The following is a 16,035-nucleotide window of genomic DNA, read 5'->3' on the forward strand; positions in this document are numbered from 1 at the left end:
TATAAATTAAATATAAAAGTAAATACTAATAGGGACAAAATCCTAAAAGCAAAGGAGATATCTTTAAATGAAGATTAAACATTTTTTATTAACTACAATATGTATTTTTTTATACATTATGATATATTATACCTCTCCTGCAAAAGCCTTTTCAGAAGACTTATTATATACAGAAAATATAAACTCCACTTCCCCTAATAAAGTAATATATCTTACCTTTGATGATGGCCCCAGTAGTACAGTTACAGGTAAAATATTGGATATCTTGAAGGAACAAAATGTAAAAGCCTCTTTTTTTATAATAGGTTATAAAATTCAAGGTAGAGAAGATTTATTACAAAGAATGTATAATGAAGGTCACAGCATAGGCCTACATACATACACCCATAAATGTAATGTAATATATTCCAGTGAAAATTCTTTTTTAGATGAGATGATAAGAACTGAAAATGAAGTAAAAAATGTTTTAGGATTTTCTCCTAAAATAATACGCTTTCCCACAGGAAGCAAAAATCATCTTACTACTTCTCTTTTAGAAAAACTACACACTGAAGGATATAAAATATATGACTGGAATCTTTCTTTGTCAGATGGTATAAACTATAGGACATCAGTTGATAAACTTTACAATGAAGCTACAAAAAAATGTGTTAATCCTGGAAAAATATTTCTATTGGCACACTGTGATGGCACTAATGAAAATACCTGCAAGGTACTTCCTAAAATAATCAAATATTATAAAAATTGCGGTTATGAATTTAAAACAATTACAAAAAATACCCCAGAATATTATTTTAGAGTGTCAAAATAAGAAGAAATTTATTTCATATTTAAAGGTTTATCTATACATTCATTTATATAGCATTAGATAAACCTTTAGATCTGTAAATGCACAAGAGTTATAAAATTAATTAATAAAATAATAGCTCAATTATTACAAAAGTCAGCGTCATGCTCTTCCTTTTCATATCCTCATATGCATTTAATTATAGTCTTCTTTTTTAAATATACCGAATGGTTTTCCTATAGGTAAAAATTCTCTTTCAAAGTGAGGATTTAATACAGTAGCCGCAGAACCATAAAAGGCTACAAGAGATGCTATTAATTCAGAAAATCCTGCTAATTTAATAGAAAATTGAGGCGCAACTCCAAAAGAATTAAGCATCAATCCAATAAACAGAAAGTTTAAAAAGAAAAAAACCGCAAATAATACTCTGTTAGCTTCAGCCGCTCCTATTGTCATAAACACAGTAAATATTAAGTATGCTAGAAATGCCACTCCTAGCTGTTTTTGATCTACTGCTCCTGCAAGACCTTGTCCAAATGTACCTGCGTCAATCATCCATGATACACCTACTGCGAACCAGAAAAATGCAAATCCACCAAATGCTGTTGCACCAAAAGTATTCTGTCTTTTAGTATCATTGATACAAGCAAATAATTGAGCAAAACCTCCTAAAAATATTGCCCAGGGAAGCACAAAAGAAGTTCCTTCAGTGATACCAAGCTTCTGCGAAGAAGCTACCAACGTTACAACAGCAAGTCCAAATAATCCTATCGCAGACGGATCACAATTGGCAATTTTAATGCTTTGTGTTTCATTTGAATTCATGATAAGTCCTCCTTATAAGTTATATTTGTAAACCGGTTACATGTTATTACCATACCATAAAATATTAAATTTGTAAAGTAATTTAGACAATTTTCAGAAATTTAGCATATAAATTTCAATAAATTCTATTTAAGCCTGTAAAAAGTTTTATGTTATGTAAAGTGAACAAAAAGTTTAAAACCCGTGATGAAATTTTAGCACTATGAAGTAAACGTTTAAAGATATATTTTAAAAAGCATTAGAATTAGAAATGAACTCAACTTGGATATGACAAAAATGAAATCTCAAATATTACAAACTATGCTTTGCAGTCATACAGGATTGTAGATAGTATTCCCATACCTGTATGCAAGTTTGGGAGGGCACATTTTCATAAAACCCTTAGAGGTTTTGGAGCTGCTTATGGTAAATATGCTTCTAAAAAGGAAACCCATCTTGGCTACAAGCTGCACATGCTGACTACACTAAATGGATTGATTTATAACCGATTTTGTTCTTACTCCTGCCAATATAGATGTGATGGTATTTGGGACCTTTTAGATCCATTCTATCAGATTGCTTTAATTAGAGATAAAGAATTAAAGAACTGGTATTTGGTTAATTAATCCAAGTATATTTTATGCCAAGGATACTCTGAACATTTTCGTTACCATAATATCCCTGATAGCTAAAATTTTTATTTAGCACAACGGGTTAAGCTAAATATTATCATTATAATAACTTACTAATTCACTGGAATAAGTTTATTCTCTCCTAAATCCCACTCATATACCTGACCACTTTTCTTATTAACATAATACCATCCTGCTGTAGCAGAATGATCTTCCATACTGTCAAATACTTGTATAACATAATAAGTTTCGTTATCCCGTATATCTTCATGATCAAATACAAATTTAGTATTTTCATTTTTAGTCTTATAATATTTAGCTGTTAACTCCACTGCTTTTTCTTTAGTAATAGTGTTGCTTTCACTATTTAAATAATCACTATTTTTACGTTCAGTATTTTTCTTATCTGCAGTATCTTCTTCTTTATCCTTAAGCTGACTTTTCAAACTTTCATCTAGTTTTTTCCTAGCCTGTTTTATATTTTTTTTTACATTATCATTATTTTTATACTTAAGAGCTTCCTCATAGGTATCTACAGCTTTTTTATACTCACTGTTTTTCATATAGCTGTTAGCTTTATCTACAAGCCTATTATATATCTTATTATGATAATATCTATAGCCACCATAGCCTATAGAACATACCAAAATAAATAAAACAATCACACATATCTTAATATATTTTCTATTCAAAATATCATCTTCCCCTAAGTATTGCATTTTATCTGAAGACTATAAGTAACTAATACTCCCATCTCCTTCAAAATGGGAGATACGTACTCCTATGCCCCTAAATAAGTTCTTCTAAGGTTCAGAAAAAGCATTCCTCATGTGCAAACTCCACCTGAACCTAAGAATCACTTGATTAAAATATTATCAGACATAAAGCTTATTTACAATCATATTATTGAATATTTCAAAATTAAAAAGTGCTAAATTTTACTTTAATCTAACACTTTTCAATTCCTTACAAAGTGAGCTAAATAATTTTTCATTCTTATTATCCAAAGCTCCATCTATAAGAGTATATAAAATTTCAGTATAAAGTTTTTCCCTTTCTTTTTTCATTAAAGGCTCTATTATATAATTCATATAATAAATGGATGACTTGCCCACATTATCTAAATTCATATTTTTTAACATACCTATATAAAATTCCAATTCTGTTATTGATATACTGAAAAACAATCTAGTTGAATCTTTTTCCACAGATATTTTTATCATTTCTTTATTAAGAAAAGTCAATTCTATACTGTTAAAGTTTTCTACTTGAAATTTTTCACTTTTATTATTTGAAGTTTTAAAGTTAGTTAAAAACTTTATATAATTTAAAAAATCTTTCTCCTCAAGTTCAAAATCATTTAATATGGTTTTAAAACCACATCTCTTTTTAAAAGAAATTTTATATTTACTATGTCCATTTATATTTTTTCTAGCTAAAATTAAAATGCTGTCTACAAACTTATCCATGGCTCTTTTAGGAATCAGCTTTATTCCATACTTAAATCCATTATGCTCTTTTCTATCAGAAACAATAAAATCACTTATATCCATAAATTTATCTCCTTTTTAAGTAATATCCGTATTTTAAATCATACTTTTCTATTATAAACGAAAAAAATCGCTTTTTGCGTTTATGCACAATATTAAAAAAGTTTAAAAAATAATCCCTTAAAACTATATTATTCTACTTATATACTTTTTTTATATTCTTTTATATTATATAATTTACTTGTAAACTTTAAGTTAATAATATTTTAAATATAAGAAGGTGGCATTTTGAAAATAACTACTTTAATAGAAGATTCTTTAGAACATAATAAAAACTTGACAAGAGAACATGGACTTTCATTTTTTATACAATATTCAAAACTCAATATACTATTTGATACAGGTAAAAGTGAAAATTTTATAAAAAACGCTAAAGATATGGATATTGATTTAAATAAAACAAATTACATTATAATAAGTCACGCCCATTATGATCATGGTAATGGATTAAAAAGTTTCACCCAAAATTTTACTATAAGGCCTAAAATAATATTAAGCAAATATTTTTTCTCCAACGGCAAAAAATACTATTATAATAAAGATAGTGTTAAAAGTGATAAAAAACTTCACTATATAGGAGTAAATTTTGATGAAAAATTTTTAAAAGAAAATTCCTTTAAAGTACAATATATAACTTCAGATGAAACAGAAATAGAAAAAGGTATTTATGTGTTTACAAATTTTAAGTCCTACTATGATTTTGAAAAACTAAATTCCAATATGAGAGTAAAGACAGATGAAAATTTTCAGATTGATAACTTTAAAGATGAAATATGTATAGGGATGGATACTCCAAAAGGACTTTTAATACTTTTAGGCTGTTCTCACCCTGGAATATTAAATATGATAAAATCCATTGAAATTAAGTCAAATAAAAATATATTTGGAATAATTGGAGGAACTCATTTAATGGAAGCTTCCAGGGATAGAATAGAAAAAACTATAGAAGAATTTAAAAAAATGAATATAGAAATATTAGGAGCTTCCCACTGTACAGGTGCTGTTGCATATTCGCAATTAAAAACCTCATGTGACAACTTTTTTGTAAATTCTACCGGTTCTTCTCTATCAATTCCTTAATCACTTATGGAATTTACTATTTACATTCCAATTAAAAAAATCAAGGTATCTGCCTTGATTTTTTAACATAACTAACCTTCATATAAATAATCTCTAGTCATAGGGATATCATTATTAAGTCCCTTTGTAAATAAAAACTGATGTATATCCATTACTCCATAATGAAAAGAAGCGGAACAAGCATTCAGATAAAGTCTCCACATTCTTATGAAACTATCGTCTTTAAGTTTTTTAATTTCCTCTACCTTATTCTCAAAATTTTCAGCCCAACATTTTAATGTCTTAAAATAATGTAATCTTAAACTCTCTGCATCTATGAGATGTAGATCATTATCTGCCATTAAACTTACTAATTGTCTTATAGATGGTATATAACCCCCCGGAAATATGTATTTCTTAATCCATTGATTTACTTCTCCCTCTTTTTGTGCTGTAATACAGTGAAGAAGTGATATACCTCTTTCTTTTAACATGGCTTTTACATCTTCCATATAAGAAGATAAATTCTGCCTCCCTACATGTTCAATCATTCCTACACTAACTATTCTGTCAAATTTACATTTTTCTTTAACTAATTCTCTATAATCCACTAATTTTACTTGAACTTTTCTCTGCAAATTATTTTCTAATATTTCCTTATTTGTCTTTTCAAATTGTTTTTTACTTAAAGTTATACCTAACGCATCTACTCCATATTTTAGGGCAGCTGTAATAATTAATTTTCCCCAACCACAGCCTATATCTAAAAGCTTTTGACCTGGTTTCAATTGAAGTTTTTTCAATATATAATTTACCTTATTTACTTGAGCCTGATGAAGTGAATCTTCTTCACTCTTAAAATATGCACAGGAATAAGTCATGGTTTCATCTAGCCAGAGACTGTAAAAATCATCACCTAAATCATAATGATATTGTACATCTTCTTTGCTTTTTTTAACATTATTTGGAAGTACTTTGTAAAGCTTTGAAAATATTTCAGCTTTATGTAAGAAACTATCTTTATTCTTATATACCGATTCTATTACTTCTCTAATATTTCCTTCAAAATCAATTAGATTATTCATATAGGCTTCTCCTATTGCAAGGAAAGGATCCGTCAAAATATCTTTTTTAGAAATATGTCCATTTATATATATCTTAAATTTTGCTTTTCCATCTCCATATTTGTCTTCCGTACCATCCCAATACCTGACCTCTACTGTATCTGAAAAAGCATTTTGTAGAAATTTCTTGAAAAATACTTTGTCTAATGCCATATTACTCCTCCTATTCTAAATACGAACATGAAAATAAATCCAATATATTTATGATAAGTTATCTGAAAATTTATATCAATTTACAAAAACTCTTAAATTTCAAGAAAAATTAAATTATACTATAAAAATACGCCTATATACCACTTATATCTTACATAACCGTAAAAATTTAATTTTATTCATCTAATTCCTGGTTTTTCTTCCTATCAGATATGTATATTTTCAAAACTTCTATTCTCTTTTCATCTATCTTTTCTACTTTGAAAATTATATTTTCATACTCTACAGTATTCTCCTCACCTTCCTTTGGAATACTTCCCAGAAGCTCTATTACAAAACCACCTATAGTATCTGAATTATCTGATTTTAATTCTAAATCTAAGAACTCATTTACCTCATATATGGATAGAAGTCCACTAACCAAATAAGTATTTTCATCCAGCTTACTTATATACTGTTCATTATCATCATATTCGTCAAATATATTACCCATTACTTCCTCAATTAAATCTTCTATGGTTACAATACCTGAAAATCCGCCATATTCATCAATTAAAATTGCCATGTGATTTTTAGTACTTTGAAGTTCCTTAAAAAGTACACCTATATTTTTATTTTCCGGCACAAAATAAGGTGTTCTAAGCAAAGGTCTTATATCTATATTATCTATAGAAGTCTTCATAATCTCCACAAATAAGTCTTTAATATAAAGTATACCTATTATATTATCTGTATCATCTTTATAGACAGGTATTCTAGAATATTTTTCTTCCATTATATCTTTAACACTATGAGAAAACACATTATCTATATCCATGCCAAATACCTCTGTTCTGGGAGTCATCACTTCCTTAGCCACTTTATCATCAAATTCAAATATCCTTTCTATCATACGCAGCTCGGACTGATTAAAAATTCCATTTTCCTGTCCAAGTTCTATAATGGATCTTATTTCTTCTTCAGATACCTTATTTTCTACATTCTCTGTACTTAAACTAAATAATTTCATAATTAAATTGGTAGAACCTGAAAGTAATTTTACAAAAGGAATCATAATCTTGTTTACAAATAAAATAGGTTTTATGAATGCCATTGCTATTATTTCTGAATGCTGCAGTGCAATCCTTTTTGGAAATAATTCTCCAAGCACAAGAGTAATATAGGATAACAATATAGTTATGACAATTACAGCTACTTTACTGCTGTATGGAATATTTATCTTATCTAAATAAACTGCAAATCTTGTTGACAGGGTAGTAGCTGCATATGCACTGGCAAAAAATCCTGCGAGAGTTATACCCACTTGTATTGTGGCTAAAAAATTACTAGGGTCATCCAATAGATTCAATATTATACGTGCCTTCTTATTTCCTTCCTCTGCCAGATAGGAAATTCTTCTTTTATTTAAAGCAACTATAGCCATTTCTACTGCTGAAAAAAATGCATTGATTACTGTAAGAATTAATATTAAAATAAGTTCTAATATTACGTTATTTTGCCAGCTCATACCCATAAACTAATGTATAACTCCCTTCATTTATTTTTAAAGGTTACATTCTTCTATTATGCCTGTTAAGCTGTAAGTTATTCTTATAATTTTATAGATTTTCAATTCACACTGCTATCTACCAATCTCCACCTTCCAGCCCTGTTCTGTTCTTCCCAAAGATAGGCATACAGTTATGTTCCGCTGATAATGCTTTTGCCACGGTAGCAGCCAAAGCCCCGTTATTTCCGGTAAGAGAATAAGTAACAACTGCAATATTCATGGTAACCTCCAAATCGTTTAATCACTTAACTTCTGCCTGCTCCAGAGCGTTTTCCACCGCCTTAAGATGTGCATTGGATGTCAGGGTCGCACCGCTGATTACGTCCACTTTTAAAGACTGGGATTTAATTACTCTGTTAAACAAATCATTAATGGAAAGCCCGTTTCTTACCTCAGATGTCTGTTTTTCATCGGCCAATGCGCCCTCAGTTACCTTGATTTTCGTAACAGCTCCCGAGGCTACGGTTACCTCAACCGCGGCGTTTCTGAAGCTGTCTTTCGTTCCGTGGTAAGCACCCGTATAGACACCGTCGCGCAGCTTTTTAAAATCTACATCAGTGATGGCCATATTTTGAAGCTCATTGCGCCCTGGAGCCGTCAAGACAACTGCTGCACCCAGTCCCAATGCAATCACACCGACAATTGACAGTATTACAATCCACACTCTAATCTTCCCCTTTCTCTTTTTGACAGTTTTCATGATATAATCTTTCCTTTCCTAAATATAGTTTACATTAATTTCGACAGAAGCCTGGAAACGCTGCCGCAATCCCTGCGTGACATATACTCTCAGCTTTTCGTCCACTAAAACTGCCTCTGCTCCCGAATATTTTTTTATCAGGGCAGTCCCTCTCTCCAGGCCGGCAACAAAGATGGCAGTGGACAATGCATCGGCGGTCATAGCACTGTTTGCCACTACTGTTACACTGACAAGTCCGGACTCTGCCGGATACCCGGTAATCGGATTCAAGATATGATGGAACCGTCTGCCTTCCTTGTCGATAAAATACCGTTCATAGTCTCCAGAAGTAACCACAGCCTTTTCGGTTACTTCGACCGCACCGAGCAGACCATTCAAACGAGGATGCCGAATACCAACAAGCCATGGCGAACCGTCAGGCTTATTGCCTAATGTTGAAACATTCCCTCCGATATTGGAAAAGGCAGATGTGACGCCATATTCTTTGAATATCTCCATGAAACGATCGCTGGCAAAGCCTTTGCCGATACCGCCCAAATCAACAGACTGTCCGGACTTTTTCAACCCTGTCGTTTTTTGAACAGTATTTAATTCCAAATCTTTGTAATTGACAAGGGGGAGAGCCATCTCTATCTTATTATTTGCAGGAGGCTCCAACGCATGCTTATAGTCCCACAAGTCCACCAGCGGGCCGACGGTAACATCGAATAACCCCTGAGAAATAACAGAACATTCAATTGCATGTAAAAGAATTTCATAAGTTTCAGGGCTGACATTTTCACATTTTATGCCTGCAGAACGGTTGATGCGGCTGATATCGCTTTCCTGCTGAAAACGGCTGAGCAAACGTTCCAGCCTTTGAGACTCATTTTGGACAGCTTTTAATGCTTCAATTGCATGCCTACCAAAAGCCTTGTGAGCCATTTCCGTGCCCATGCCTGTATGCGCGGCTTCAACCGCAGCACTTTTATCCACGAACTATCCCTCCTTCTTAAGGCTGTTACTTTCACATGTAAAGCTCAGCTTTTTGTTTATGACAATCGATAAGCTTTCTTGAAATACAAATAAGAAAGTACACATACAGGAGTAAAATAGGCACACCAAATTTCTAATACCATAACACCTAATAAATCACCGCCTGTCATATCTGCATTAAACAACCCCAGTATTGGAATTATCACGCAAGATACTGCAAAAATACCATGAATCATTAAAAGTGCTTTTAACCATTTATCCATTTTTGTTGTTACACGAATAGTAAATGCAATAAAAAATGTAGCCAAAGCCATAAAAACGTATCCTAACAAATCATAACTGAAAAACAGCCCGAAATTCTTATAATCCAATATTTGAGATGCCTGTTGGCTAAGCTGTGAAAGACGAACAGCAGTCAGCTGTGCAAAATACACCACCATGATCAATACAGCATAAACGGAAGCAAAAGCGATTGCTGAATAACTCAAGGCTTTTGTTTTTTTCTCACTATATGAGGCAAAGGAGCAGATCATCGGTACAAATCCCCAAGCTATAAACATGCTTGAAATATAGCTGCCGAAATCGCTACCGATCATCATTGACAGCGCAAATCCAAGCACAGCAGCTAACGTAATAATGGACGAGTATAGTCCTAATTTCCTGTTCAAAGATTATCTCCCTTCATATTACAAAATGAATTATTCTACTTTTAAATCACTGCATTATTTTTTACAATCGGTCAGACTTCTAATTGTAAACTCCGTGAGGTAATCCAAAACCTGCGGAAAATACTGCAGTCCGATTTCCTCTTTATGGGTTTCAACAGTAATGATTGCCGTGAAAATGGCCATAATCAACTCACAGTCAATATCACTCCTCATTTTTCCTTCAGCCTGCCATTTTTTTATTATCTCCAAAAAATCGCTATACATGAAATCAAGACGCTCCAGCCCTTTTTCTTCACGGAAATGCTGCTCTATTTTACTGAACACGTCCTTGTTATACCATTCCTTCAGGATCGGATTTGAATTCATGCCTTGTAAATTCAATGACATTATTTCTTTCACTAAACTCAGCGGATCTTGATTTAGATTAATTGATTTTAAAATACTTTTCTTAAGCTTTTCGTTTTCTTCCATGTATATCGCCATGAATAATTCCTCTTTAGAGGAGTAGTAATTATAAAACGTGCCTGTACCTATTCCCGCAGCTTTTGTAATATCGGATACATTGGTATCCTTGAAGCCTTTTGTACTGAACAGTTTCTTCCCACAATCAAATAAATCCTTTTTCGTATTTTTCAATGAATAATCCTCCAGTATGTTCTTCTATTAGTTAACGCCATTTTGCTAATTCTGTCTGGACATCAAGCGCCCCAAAAAGTCAAAAATCCGGCCTGCCAGCTTTTTAACGGGGTTCAGGGATACATTGTAATAATAATGGGACTCAAACCAGCCTTTTTCTTCGTAATGCCGATAGTCGCAATATTCATCATTGAGCATTGCTTTCATGCTTGTCCGGGACATTCTGAACATCATCAGTCTGAAAAAAGAAGGGGATGGAGGGGCTGTACGCATAAGCTCTCTGTAAAACCTTGCGGCGGTCTTTTTGATTTCATGTGAATTCTTTTCCTGCGCAGCTTTTGTGATCGGTTCCAACGTCTTTAGAACGCAGCCTTTCGTAACGCTGAATCCAAAATTTTCTCCCATACTGTCAAGGTACTTCACAATAGAGCTTCCACCGAAAATACCCTGAGTGACAATGGACGTGAAAGCCTTGCCGAAAAAACGCGGCCGATGAAAAACAAACGCAAGCCGGTCTAACAGGTTCTTCATTGACGCTGAAATATGAAAGGAATAATTAGGGGTGGCGAAAATGACTCCGTCGGAATTAGTAATTTTATCAATCAGCAAATCCCGGTCGTCCTGTATAGGACAAAATTCTTCTCCTTTATCAAAACACAGCTTGCAGCCCCTGCAGTAATCAAGCCGACAGTCCTTTAAGAAAACATACTCGAAGTTGATTTCCATGTACGCTTTCAAATTTTTCTCAAATTCACATACTGCTTCGTAAGTTGCCTGCTTACGAGCACTTCCGATAAATGCGGTAACCTTTCTCATCGCAGGCCTCCTTCCTAATCAGCAATAAGATAAACGAATATTTTATTATTCATTCATATTTTAGCATCACCTTGTTTGCCCGTCAAGCTCTATTAGGAGTTTTTAAATAACACAATTATTGATGAAAGAAGTAGACTAACATAGCTTGTATAACGTTGTTCAGAGAACTTAAAGCGTTACAAGTAGTTATACTCAAAAGAGATAGATCCAGAATGGTCAATCAGGATTTGGTTCAGCGAATTTCTAACATGCTTTACATCAAAAGTATTCATGCCAAGCTTTTTGCAAATCAACTGAATCATATCATGCTCAGTAACCGATGGAGAATGTGCACAGATTCCGTGCTCCACTCTGTTTGCGCAGCGCCACACTACTTCACCGGTTGGCCGCGTAATTCTACGATAATTGGCACCGCACCCCGCACAAACCAAAAGGCCGCTTAGTACATTTTGGAAATTGTACCGGGCAGCCTTTCTCTGTGTGGTTCCGTCGTTATTCAGTTGTTGATTTGAGCGCGCTGCTTTTTCAAACTGGACATCGGTATATTGCTCCAAGCTAATGATGTATGGAACATACTTTGAACGAGACAATATCTTGTCAATCGCTGAGCACCCCCATTTAGCATTTCCTGTTGGGGAGGATATCTGCTTGCTTTCCAGCATTTTTGCCAGCCCTCCTAAACTATTACCAGCGAGATATTCACTGAAAATCATTTGGATAACATTGGCTTGGACATTTTCTATAATAATCCTACCAGAGCTATCTGCTATATAACCATAAGGAATTTTCATTGATGATATCCTCCTTTTAAATATTATCTGTGGGATTATAATTGTTAAATTTTTGCTTGGTAGGCCAAACTCCTACGGTAAAGCAAATTCTAAACTGAATTTTCAAAGTTTAATTTTTATCTATAGTTCTCTGTAAGAGTTATACATTATAGGCGTAAAAAAGACAAACCTACTTTTAACTATGCTAAAAATAGGTTTGTCTACTATGGTGCAGGTGAAGGGAGTCGAACCCCCACGCCATAGGCGCTAGATCCTAAGTCTAGTGCGTCTGCCAATTCCGCCACACCTGCATATATAAAAACAAATATTAGCCTTTCTAATTTATTATACACCATAGTTCATTAAAAATCTACAATATTCTTTCAAATTGGTGGCTTACCGGGGAATCGAACCCCGGACACCATGATTAAAAGTCATGTGCTCTACCAACTGAGCTAGTAAACCATTATCTTGGCTGGGATGGCAGGATTTGAACCTACGAATGGTGGAGTCAAAGTTCACTGCCTTACCACTTGGCTACACCCCAATATAAATACTATCAACTATAAATGTAACCTTTTTATTTAAACAAATTATCCCCTACCTATAAAAAATAGGGGACTTTTACAACTGTAAAATAAATTATAGGACAGAACACTTATAATGTCAACATTTCCTTTCATTTTAAGAATTATATTACAGATTGTTTTTTAAATAAAGTTTCTATATGTTCTGAAGGCATAGGTTTTCCAAAGTAATATCCTTGAATTTTATTACAATTTTTCCCTTGTAAAGATTGTATTTGTTCCTCTCCCTCTACACCTTCTGCTACTACTTCTAGCTCCATCCTATGGGCTAATTTTATTATTTCTTCGGTTATAATATCTTTATAAGAATCTTTACATATTCCATCTATAAACGTTTTATCAATCTTAAGAGTATTTATGGGAATACTCTTTAAATAATTTAAAGAAGAATATCCACTTCCAAAATCATCTAGTGCTACTCTTATGCCCATACTTTTAAGTTCATTTATAACTTTTAAATTTACCTCAAGAGATTCCATCATAACACTTTCAGTTATCTCTATTTCCAAATGTTGTGACTCTAACTGAGTCTCTTCTAGAATCTTCTTTACTATACTTAAAAAATTTTTATCCTTCAATTGTATAGGAGAAACATTTATGGATATAAAATCATAGGGGTATCCTTTACTCTTCCACACTTTATTTTGTATACATGCAGTTTTAAGAACCCATTCTCCTATAGGTACTATAAGTCCTGTTTCTTCAGCTAGACTTATAAAGTCTAAGGGCATAACCCATCCTAACTTTGGATTTTTCCACCTGATTAAAGCTTCAAAGCTTACGGCCTTTCTGGTCTTTAAGTCTACCTGGGGTTGATAGTATAAAATAAATTCATTATTCTGTACTGCTTTTCTTAATTCTTTTTCCATTTCTGCCTTTTTTAAAATTTCATCATACATGGATTTTTCAAATAGCTTATATGAATTTTTCCCTAGTAATTTAGTTTTATTTAAAGCTATATCTGTATTTCTAATCAATGTAGTAAACTTATCTCCATGCTTGGGATAAACTGTTATACCTATACTAACTGATATCAATACTTCATTTCCATCTAAATTCCAAAATCCACTTATGGCGTTCAAAATATACTGGGCTGTATTATTTAAACTCTCTACACTTTCACGTCTATCCTTTAAAATCAAAAATTCATTTCCAGAGGATCTTGAAACTATTCCCATATGTAATGAATTTAAAGTATTTCCTATTTCCCTTAGTAATTTATCTCCACATTCATATCCAAATATATCATTTACATTTTTAAAATTATCTAAATCTATTTGAAATATAGAGAAGCCTTTCTTAGGATTTTCTTTAATTCTATTTTCAACTTCTATACCGAAAAAATTCCAATTTGGTAGTCCTGTTAACTGATCATAATAGGCTATCTTTTCAATTTCGTCATATTGAGATCTTAATTCATTTTGTGCTATACTCAACCGTTTATATACATTTGAAAGCTTTCTATAACTTTGATTTAGCATTTCATTTTTATCTAAATCCTTAATAAGCCTATCTCCTATTTTGCCTAATATTAAAGAAGAACTGCAAAAAAATTTAATAATTTTTTTTAACTTTCTCCATCCTATAACAGGTATTTTTTCTATATTCACTAGATACTCTTGTTTACTAAAATTATTGAGTTTTAGTTGTTTTTTAAAAGATTTTTTATGACTTTCTTTAAAAAATACGGGACTTAAAAATATGGTTCCAACGTGTTTTTTTATCATAAATATAGGTATGCCTATATAGACTAATCCATTATTACATTTATAAACTGCTACCTTTTTTCCCATACTAATTTGTTCAAGTATATTTAAATGACACTTATTACTTTCTAAGTTATCAAACATATCATACTGGGAGACCACATTTATTATTTCTCCTTGAAGGTCTTTAATAACACATGCTACCCCTGTTATGTCATAGATACTTTCCATAAAATCTTTAAGTTCAGATATATTTAGCATATCTGAAACTCTATAATCCATATTAACACCAACTTTCATCTATCACTACACTTTTTTCTATTCAATAATACATATAAAACTATATATCTTACAACATTTTATTACATAATTATTCACTTATTATTCATCTATTCTAAATTTTTTATTCTAAACTTTAAGCATTAATATTTATCATAGATTATATAATTAATTTGAAAAAGTCAAGTATCCTTTTAATTAAATTTCATATCTTTTAATTTATCTTTAAATAAATCCCCTAATGTAATTTTATCATCATCTTTATCTAAATATTCTTTATATTCTTTAGAATTTTTGAGGAATTTATCTTTAGCTTCTTTTATGCTCAATGATATTCTATTAGCTTTTGCATCTATACTAAGTATTTTAACCTTTACCTTATCTCCTACTTTTAATACTTCTTCAGGTGTAGTAACATGTTCTCGTGATATTTCAGATATGTGGACCAAACCCTCAAGTCCTGGTTCAATTTCTACAAAAGCACCTATATTTATAATTTTACTTACTATTCCATCTACTATATTATTTAATTTATACTTTTCACCTATGTTTTTCCAAGGACTATTTAAAATTCTCTTTATGGAAAGAGAAATTCTGTTTCTATCTTGATTTAAATTTAATACATAAACCTTTACTTTGTCTCCTACAGCCACAACTTCTGAAGGATTTTTTATTCTTTTCCAGGACAATTCAGATATATGCACAAGCCCTTCTACACCACCCAAATCTACAAAAACTCCAAAATTTGCTATTCTACTTACTATACCTTCTATTTTATCTCCTTTTGATATAGTGCTCCAAAATTTTTTAGACATTTGTTCAAGTTCTAATTTTTCCACCTCTTTTGCTGATAATACAATTTTGTTTTTACCTTTATCTAACTGTATCAACTTCACCCTTAAAGTTTTACCAATAAATTTTTGCAAGTCATCTGTATATTTTACCGAAATATGAGAAGCAGGTATAAAAGCCTTAAAACCATATAAATCTGTTATAACGCCTCCTTTAACTACCTCTTTTATAATTACTTCAAAAATACCTTCATTTTTAAATTCATTTTCAAGTTTACTCCATACAGACTTTGTATCAGTTTCATTTATTATTCCATCTACTGAATTTATCTGATCATTATTTATCAAAAATCCCATCTCCTTTTATCTATATTAATGCAATTATAAGTTATATTTTATCATAAATATAGGGTTTCCTGTTCAAAAGTTAACTTATATACATTTTTTGT

General features: G+C 31.7%; 16 protein-coding genes, 3 tRNA genes and 1 pseudogene. 3 read left to right on the forward strand and 17 right to left on the reverse strand.

What is annotated here, in order from left to right; all coding sequences use genetic code 11:
* The first annotated feature begins 67 nt into the window (after positions 1-67).
* Complete coding sequence (locus AB3K27_RS17190; protein WP_368488581.1) at positions 68-811, forward strand: polysaccharide deacetylase family protein; 744 nt, start codon at positions 68-70, stop codon at positions 809-811.
* A gap of 171 nt (positions 812-982) precedes the next feature.
* Here AB3K27_RS17190 and AB3K27_RS17195 read toward each other — a convergent pair whose 3' ends face one another.
* On the reverse strand, positions 983-1,612 hold the full coding sequence (locus tag AB3K27_RS17195; protein WP_368488582.1) for an acetate uptake transporter: 630 nt from the start codon (positions 1,610-1,612) through the stop codon (positions 983-985).
* Between the two features lie 272 nt (positions 1,613-1,884).
* Here AB3K27_RS17195 and AB3K27_RS17200 point away from each other — a divergent pair.
* Positions 1,885-2,187: pseudogene (locus tag AB3K27_RS17200) on the forward strand (transposase); the annotation flags it as partial.
* Between the two features lie 149 nt (positions 2,188-2,336).
* Here the strand turns inward: AB3K27_RS17200 and AB3K27_RS17205 are convergent.
* Both AB3K27_RS17205 and AB3K27_RS17210 read right to left on the reverse strand, forming a co-directional pair.
* Positions 2,337-2,942 (reverse strand): hypothetical protein, encoded by a 606-nt coding sequence (locus tag AB3K27_RS17205; RefSeq protein WP_368488583.1) that lies wholly within the window; start codon positions 2,940-2,942, stop codon positions 2,337-2,339.
* Positions 2,943-3,161: 219 nt separating this feature from the next.
* Positions 3,162-3,776 carry an IDEAL domain-containing protein gene (locus AB3K27_RS17210; RefSeq protein ID WP_368488584.1) on the reverse strand — a complete coding sequence of 205 codons (615 nt, stop codon included), beginning with the start codon at positions 3,774-3,776 and terminating at the stop codon, positions 3,162-3,164.
* 225 nt (positions 3,777-4,001) lie between these two features.
* Between AB3K27_RS17210 and AB3K27_RS17215 the strand changes: the two genes are divergently transcribed.
* The gene (locus AB3K27_RS17215) at positions 4,002-4,853 is read left to right on the forward strand and encodes an MBL fold metallo-hydrolase (RefSeq protein ID WP_368488585.1); all 852 of its coding nucleotides are present in this window, start codon (positions 4,002-4,004) and stop codon (positions 4,851-4,853) included.
* A gap of 71 nt (positions 4,854-4,924) precedes the next feature.
* On the opposite strand, the gene AB3K27_RS17220 is transcribed toward AB3K27_RS17215, so the two are convergent.
* The 14 genes from AB3K27_RS17220 to rpsA form a co-directional block, all read right to left on the reverse strand.
* Positions 4,925-6,109 (reverse strand): class I SAM-dependent methyltransferase, encoded by a 1,185-nt coding sequence (locus tag AB3K27_RS17220; RefSeq protein ID WP_368488586.1) that lies wholly within the window; start codon positions 6,107-6,109, stop codon positions 4,925-4,927.
* Positions 6,110-6,284: 175 nt separating this feature from the next.
* The gene (locus AB3K27_RS17225) at positions 6,285-7,622 is read right to left on the reverse strand and encodes a hemolysin family protein (protein WP_368488587.1); all 1,338 of its coding nucleotides are present in this window, start codon (positions 7,620-7,622) and stop codon (positions 6,285-6,287) included.
* 112 nt (positions 7,623-7,734) lie between these two features.
* Entirely contained in the window at positions 7,735-7,878 is a 144-nt protein-coding gene (locus AB3K27_RS17230; RefSeq protein WP_368488588.1) for a hypothetical protein, read from the reverse strand.
* A 21-nt stretch (positions 7,879-7,899) separates the two neighbouring features.
* The gene (locus AB3K27_RS17235; protein ID WP_368488589.1) at positions 7,900-8,358 is read right to left on the reverse strand and encodes an FMN-binding protein; all 459 of its coding nucleotides are present in this window, start codon (positions 8,356-8,358) and stop codon (positions 7,900-7,902) included.
* Between the two features lie 18 nt (positions 8,359-8,376).
* Positions 8,377-9,333: an FAD:protein FMN transferase gene (locus AB3K27_RS17240; protein WP_368488590.1), complete on the reverse strand. Its 957-nt coding sequence runs from the start codon at positions 9,331-9,333 to the stop codon at positions 8,377-8,379.
* A gap of 56 nt (positions 9,334-9,389) precedes the next feature.
* Positions 9,390-10,001 (reverse strand): hypothetical protein, encoded by a 612-nt coding sequence (locus tag AB3K27_RS17245; protein ID WP_368488591.1) that lies wholly within the window; start codon positions 9,999-10,001, stop codon positions 9,390-9,392.
* 54 nt (positions 10,002-10,055) lie between these two features.
* The gene (locus tag AB3K27_RS17250) at positions 10,056-10,637 is read right to left on the reverse strand and encodes a TetR/AcrR family transcriptional regulator (protein ID WP_368488592.1); all 582 of its coding nucleotides are present in this window, start codon (positions 10,635-10,637) and stop codon (positions 10,056-10,058) included.
* 45 nt (positions 10,638-10,682) lie between these two features.
* Complete coding sequence (locus AB3K27_RS17255) at positions 10,683-11,453, reverse strand: flavodoxin family protein (RefSeq protein ID WP_368488593.1); 771 nt, start codon at positions 11,451-11,453, stop codon at positions 10,683-10,685.
* A gap of 176 nt (positions 11,454-11,629) precedes the next feature.
* Positions 11,630-12,244: a recombinase zinc beta ribbon domain-containing protein gene (locus AB3K27_RS17260; protein ID WP_368488594.1), complete on the reverse strand. Its 615-nt coding sequence runs from the start codon at positions 12,242-12,244 to the stop codon at positions 11,630-11,632.
* Between the two features lie 206 nt (positions 12,245-12,450).
* A tRNA-Leu gene (locus AB3K27_RS17265) sits at positions 12,451-12,534 on the reverse strand.
* 78 nt (positions 12,535-12,612) lie between these two features.
* Positions 12,613-12,688, reverse strand: a tRNA-Lys gene (locus AB3K27_RS17270).
* A gap of 7 nt (positions 12,689-12,695) precedes the next feature.
* Positions 12,696-12,770, reverse strand: a tRNA-Gln gene (locus AB3K27_RS17275).
* A 144-nt stretch (positions 12,771-12,914) separates the two neighbouring features.
* Complete coding sequence (locus AB3K27_RS17280; RefSeq protein ID WP_368488595.1) at positions 12,915-14,816, reverse strand: EAL domain-containing protein; 1,902 nt, start codon at positions 14,814-14,816, stop codon at positions 12,915-12,917.
* 173 nt (positions 14,817-14,989) lie between these two features.
* On the reverse strand, positions 14,990-15,943 hold the full coding sequence (rpsA, locus tag AB3K27_RS17285; protein ID WP_368488596.1) for a 30S ribosomal protein S1: 954 nt from the start codon (positions 15,941-15,943) through the stop codon (positions 14,990-14,992).
* Between the last annotated feature and the right edge of the window lie 92 nt (positions 15,944-16,035).

The organism is Clostridium sp. BJN0013 (assembly GCF_040939125.1).
Lineage (GTDB): Bacteria > Bacillota > Clostridia > Clostridiales > Clostridiaceae > Clostridium_B.

Excerpts from the sequence above, each read along its gene's own strand:
- AB3K27_RS17190 (WP_368488581.1), top strand. The coding sequence starts at position 68 with ATGAAGATTAAACATTTTTTATTAACTACAATATGTATTTTTTTATAC.
- AB3K27_RS17195 (WP_368488582.1), bottom strand. The coding sequence starts at position 1,612 with ATGAATTCAAATGAAACACAAAGCATTAAAATTGCCAATTGTGATCCG.
- AB3K27_RS17205 (WP_368488583.1), bottom strand. The coding sequence starts at position 2,942 with ATGCAATACTTAGGGGAAGATGATATTTTGAATAGAAAATATATTAAG.
- AB3K27_RS17210 (WP_368488584.1), bottom strand. The coding sequence starts at position 3,776 with ATGGATATAAGTGATTTTATTGTTTCTGATAGAAAAGAGCATAATGGA.
- AB3K27_RS17220 (WP_368488586.1), bottom strand. The coding sequence starts at position 6,109 with ATGGCATTAGACAAAGTATTTTTCAAGAAATTTCTACAAAATGCTTTT.
- AB3K27_RS17225 (WP_368488587.1), bottom strand. The coding sequence starts at position 7,622 with ATGGGTATGAGCTGGCAAAATAACGTAATATTAGAACTTATTTTAATA.
- AB3K27_RS17230 (WP_368488588.1), bottom strand. The coding sequence starts at position 7,878 with ATGAATATTGCAGTTGTTACTTATTCTCTTACCGGAAATAACGGGGCT.
- AB3K27_RS17235 (WP_368488589.1), bottom strand. The coding sequence starts at position 8,358 with ATGAAAACTGTCAAAAAGAGAAAGGGGAAGATTAGAGTGTGGATTGTA.
- AB3K27_RS17255 (WP_368488593.1), bottom strand. The coding sequence starts at position 11,453 with ATGAGAAAGGTTACCGCATTTATCGGAAGTGCTCGTAAGCAGGCAACT.
- AB3K27_RS17260 (WP_368488594.1), bottom strand. The coding sequence starts at position 12,244 with ATGAAAATTCCTTATGGTTATATAGCAGATAGCTCTGGTAGGATTATT.
- AB3K27_RS17280 (WP_368488595.1), bottom strand. The coding sequence starts at position 14,816 with ATGAAAGTTGGTGTTAATATGGATTATAGAGTTTCAGATATGCTAAAT.
- rpsA (WP_368488596.1), bottom strand. The coding sequence starts at position 15,943 with ATGGGATTTTTGATAAATAATGATCAGATAAATTCAGTAGATGGAATA.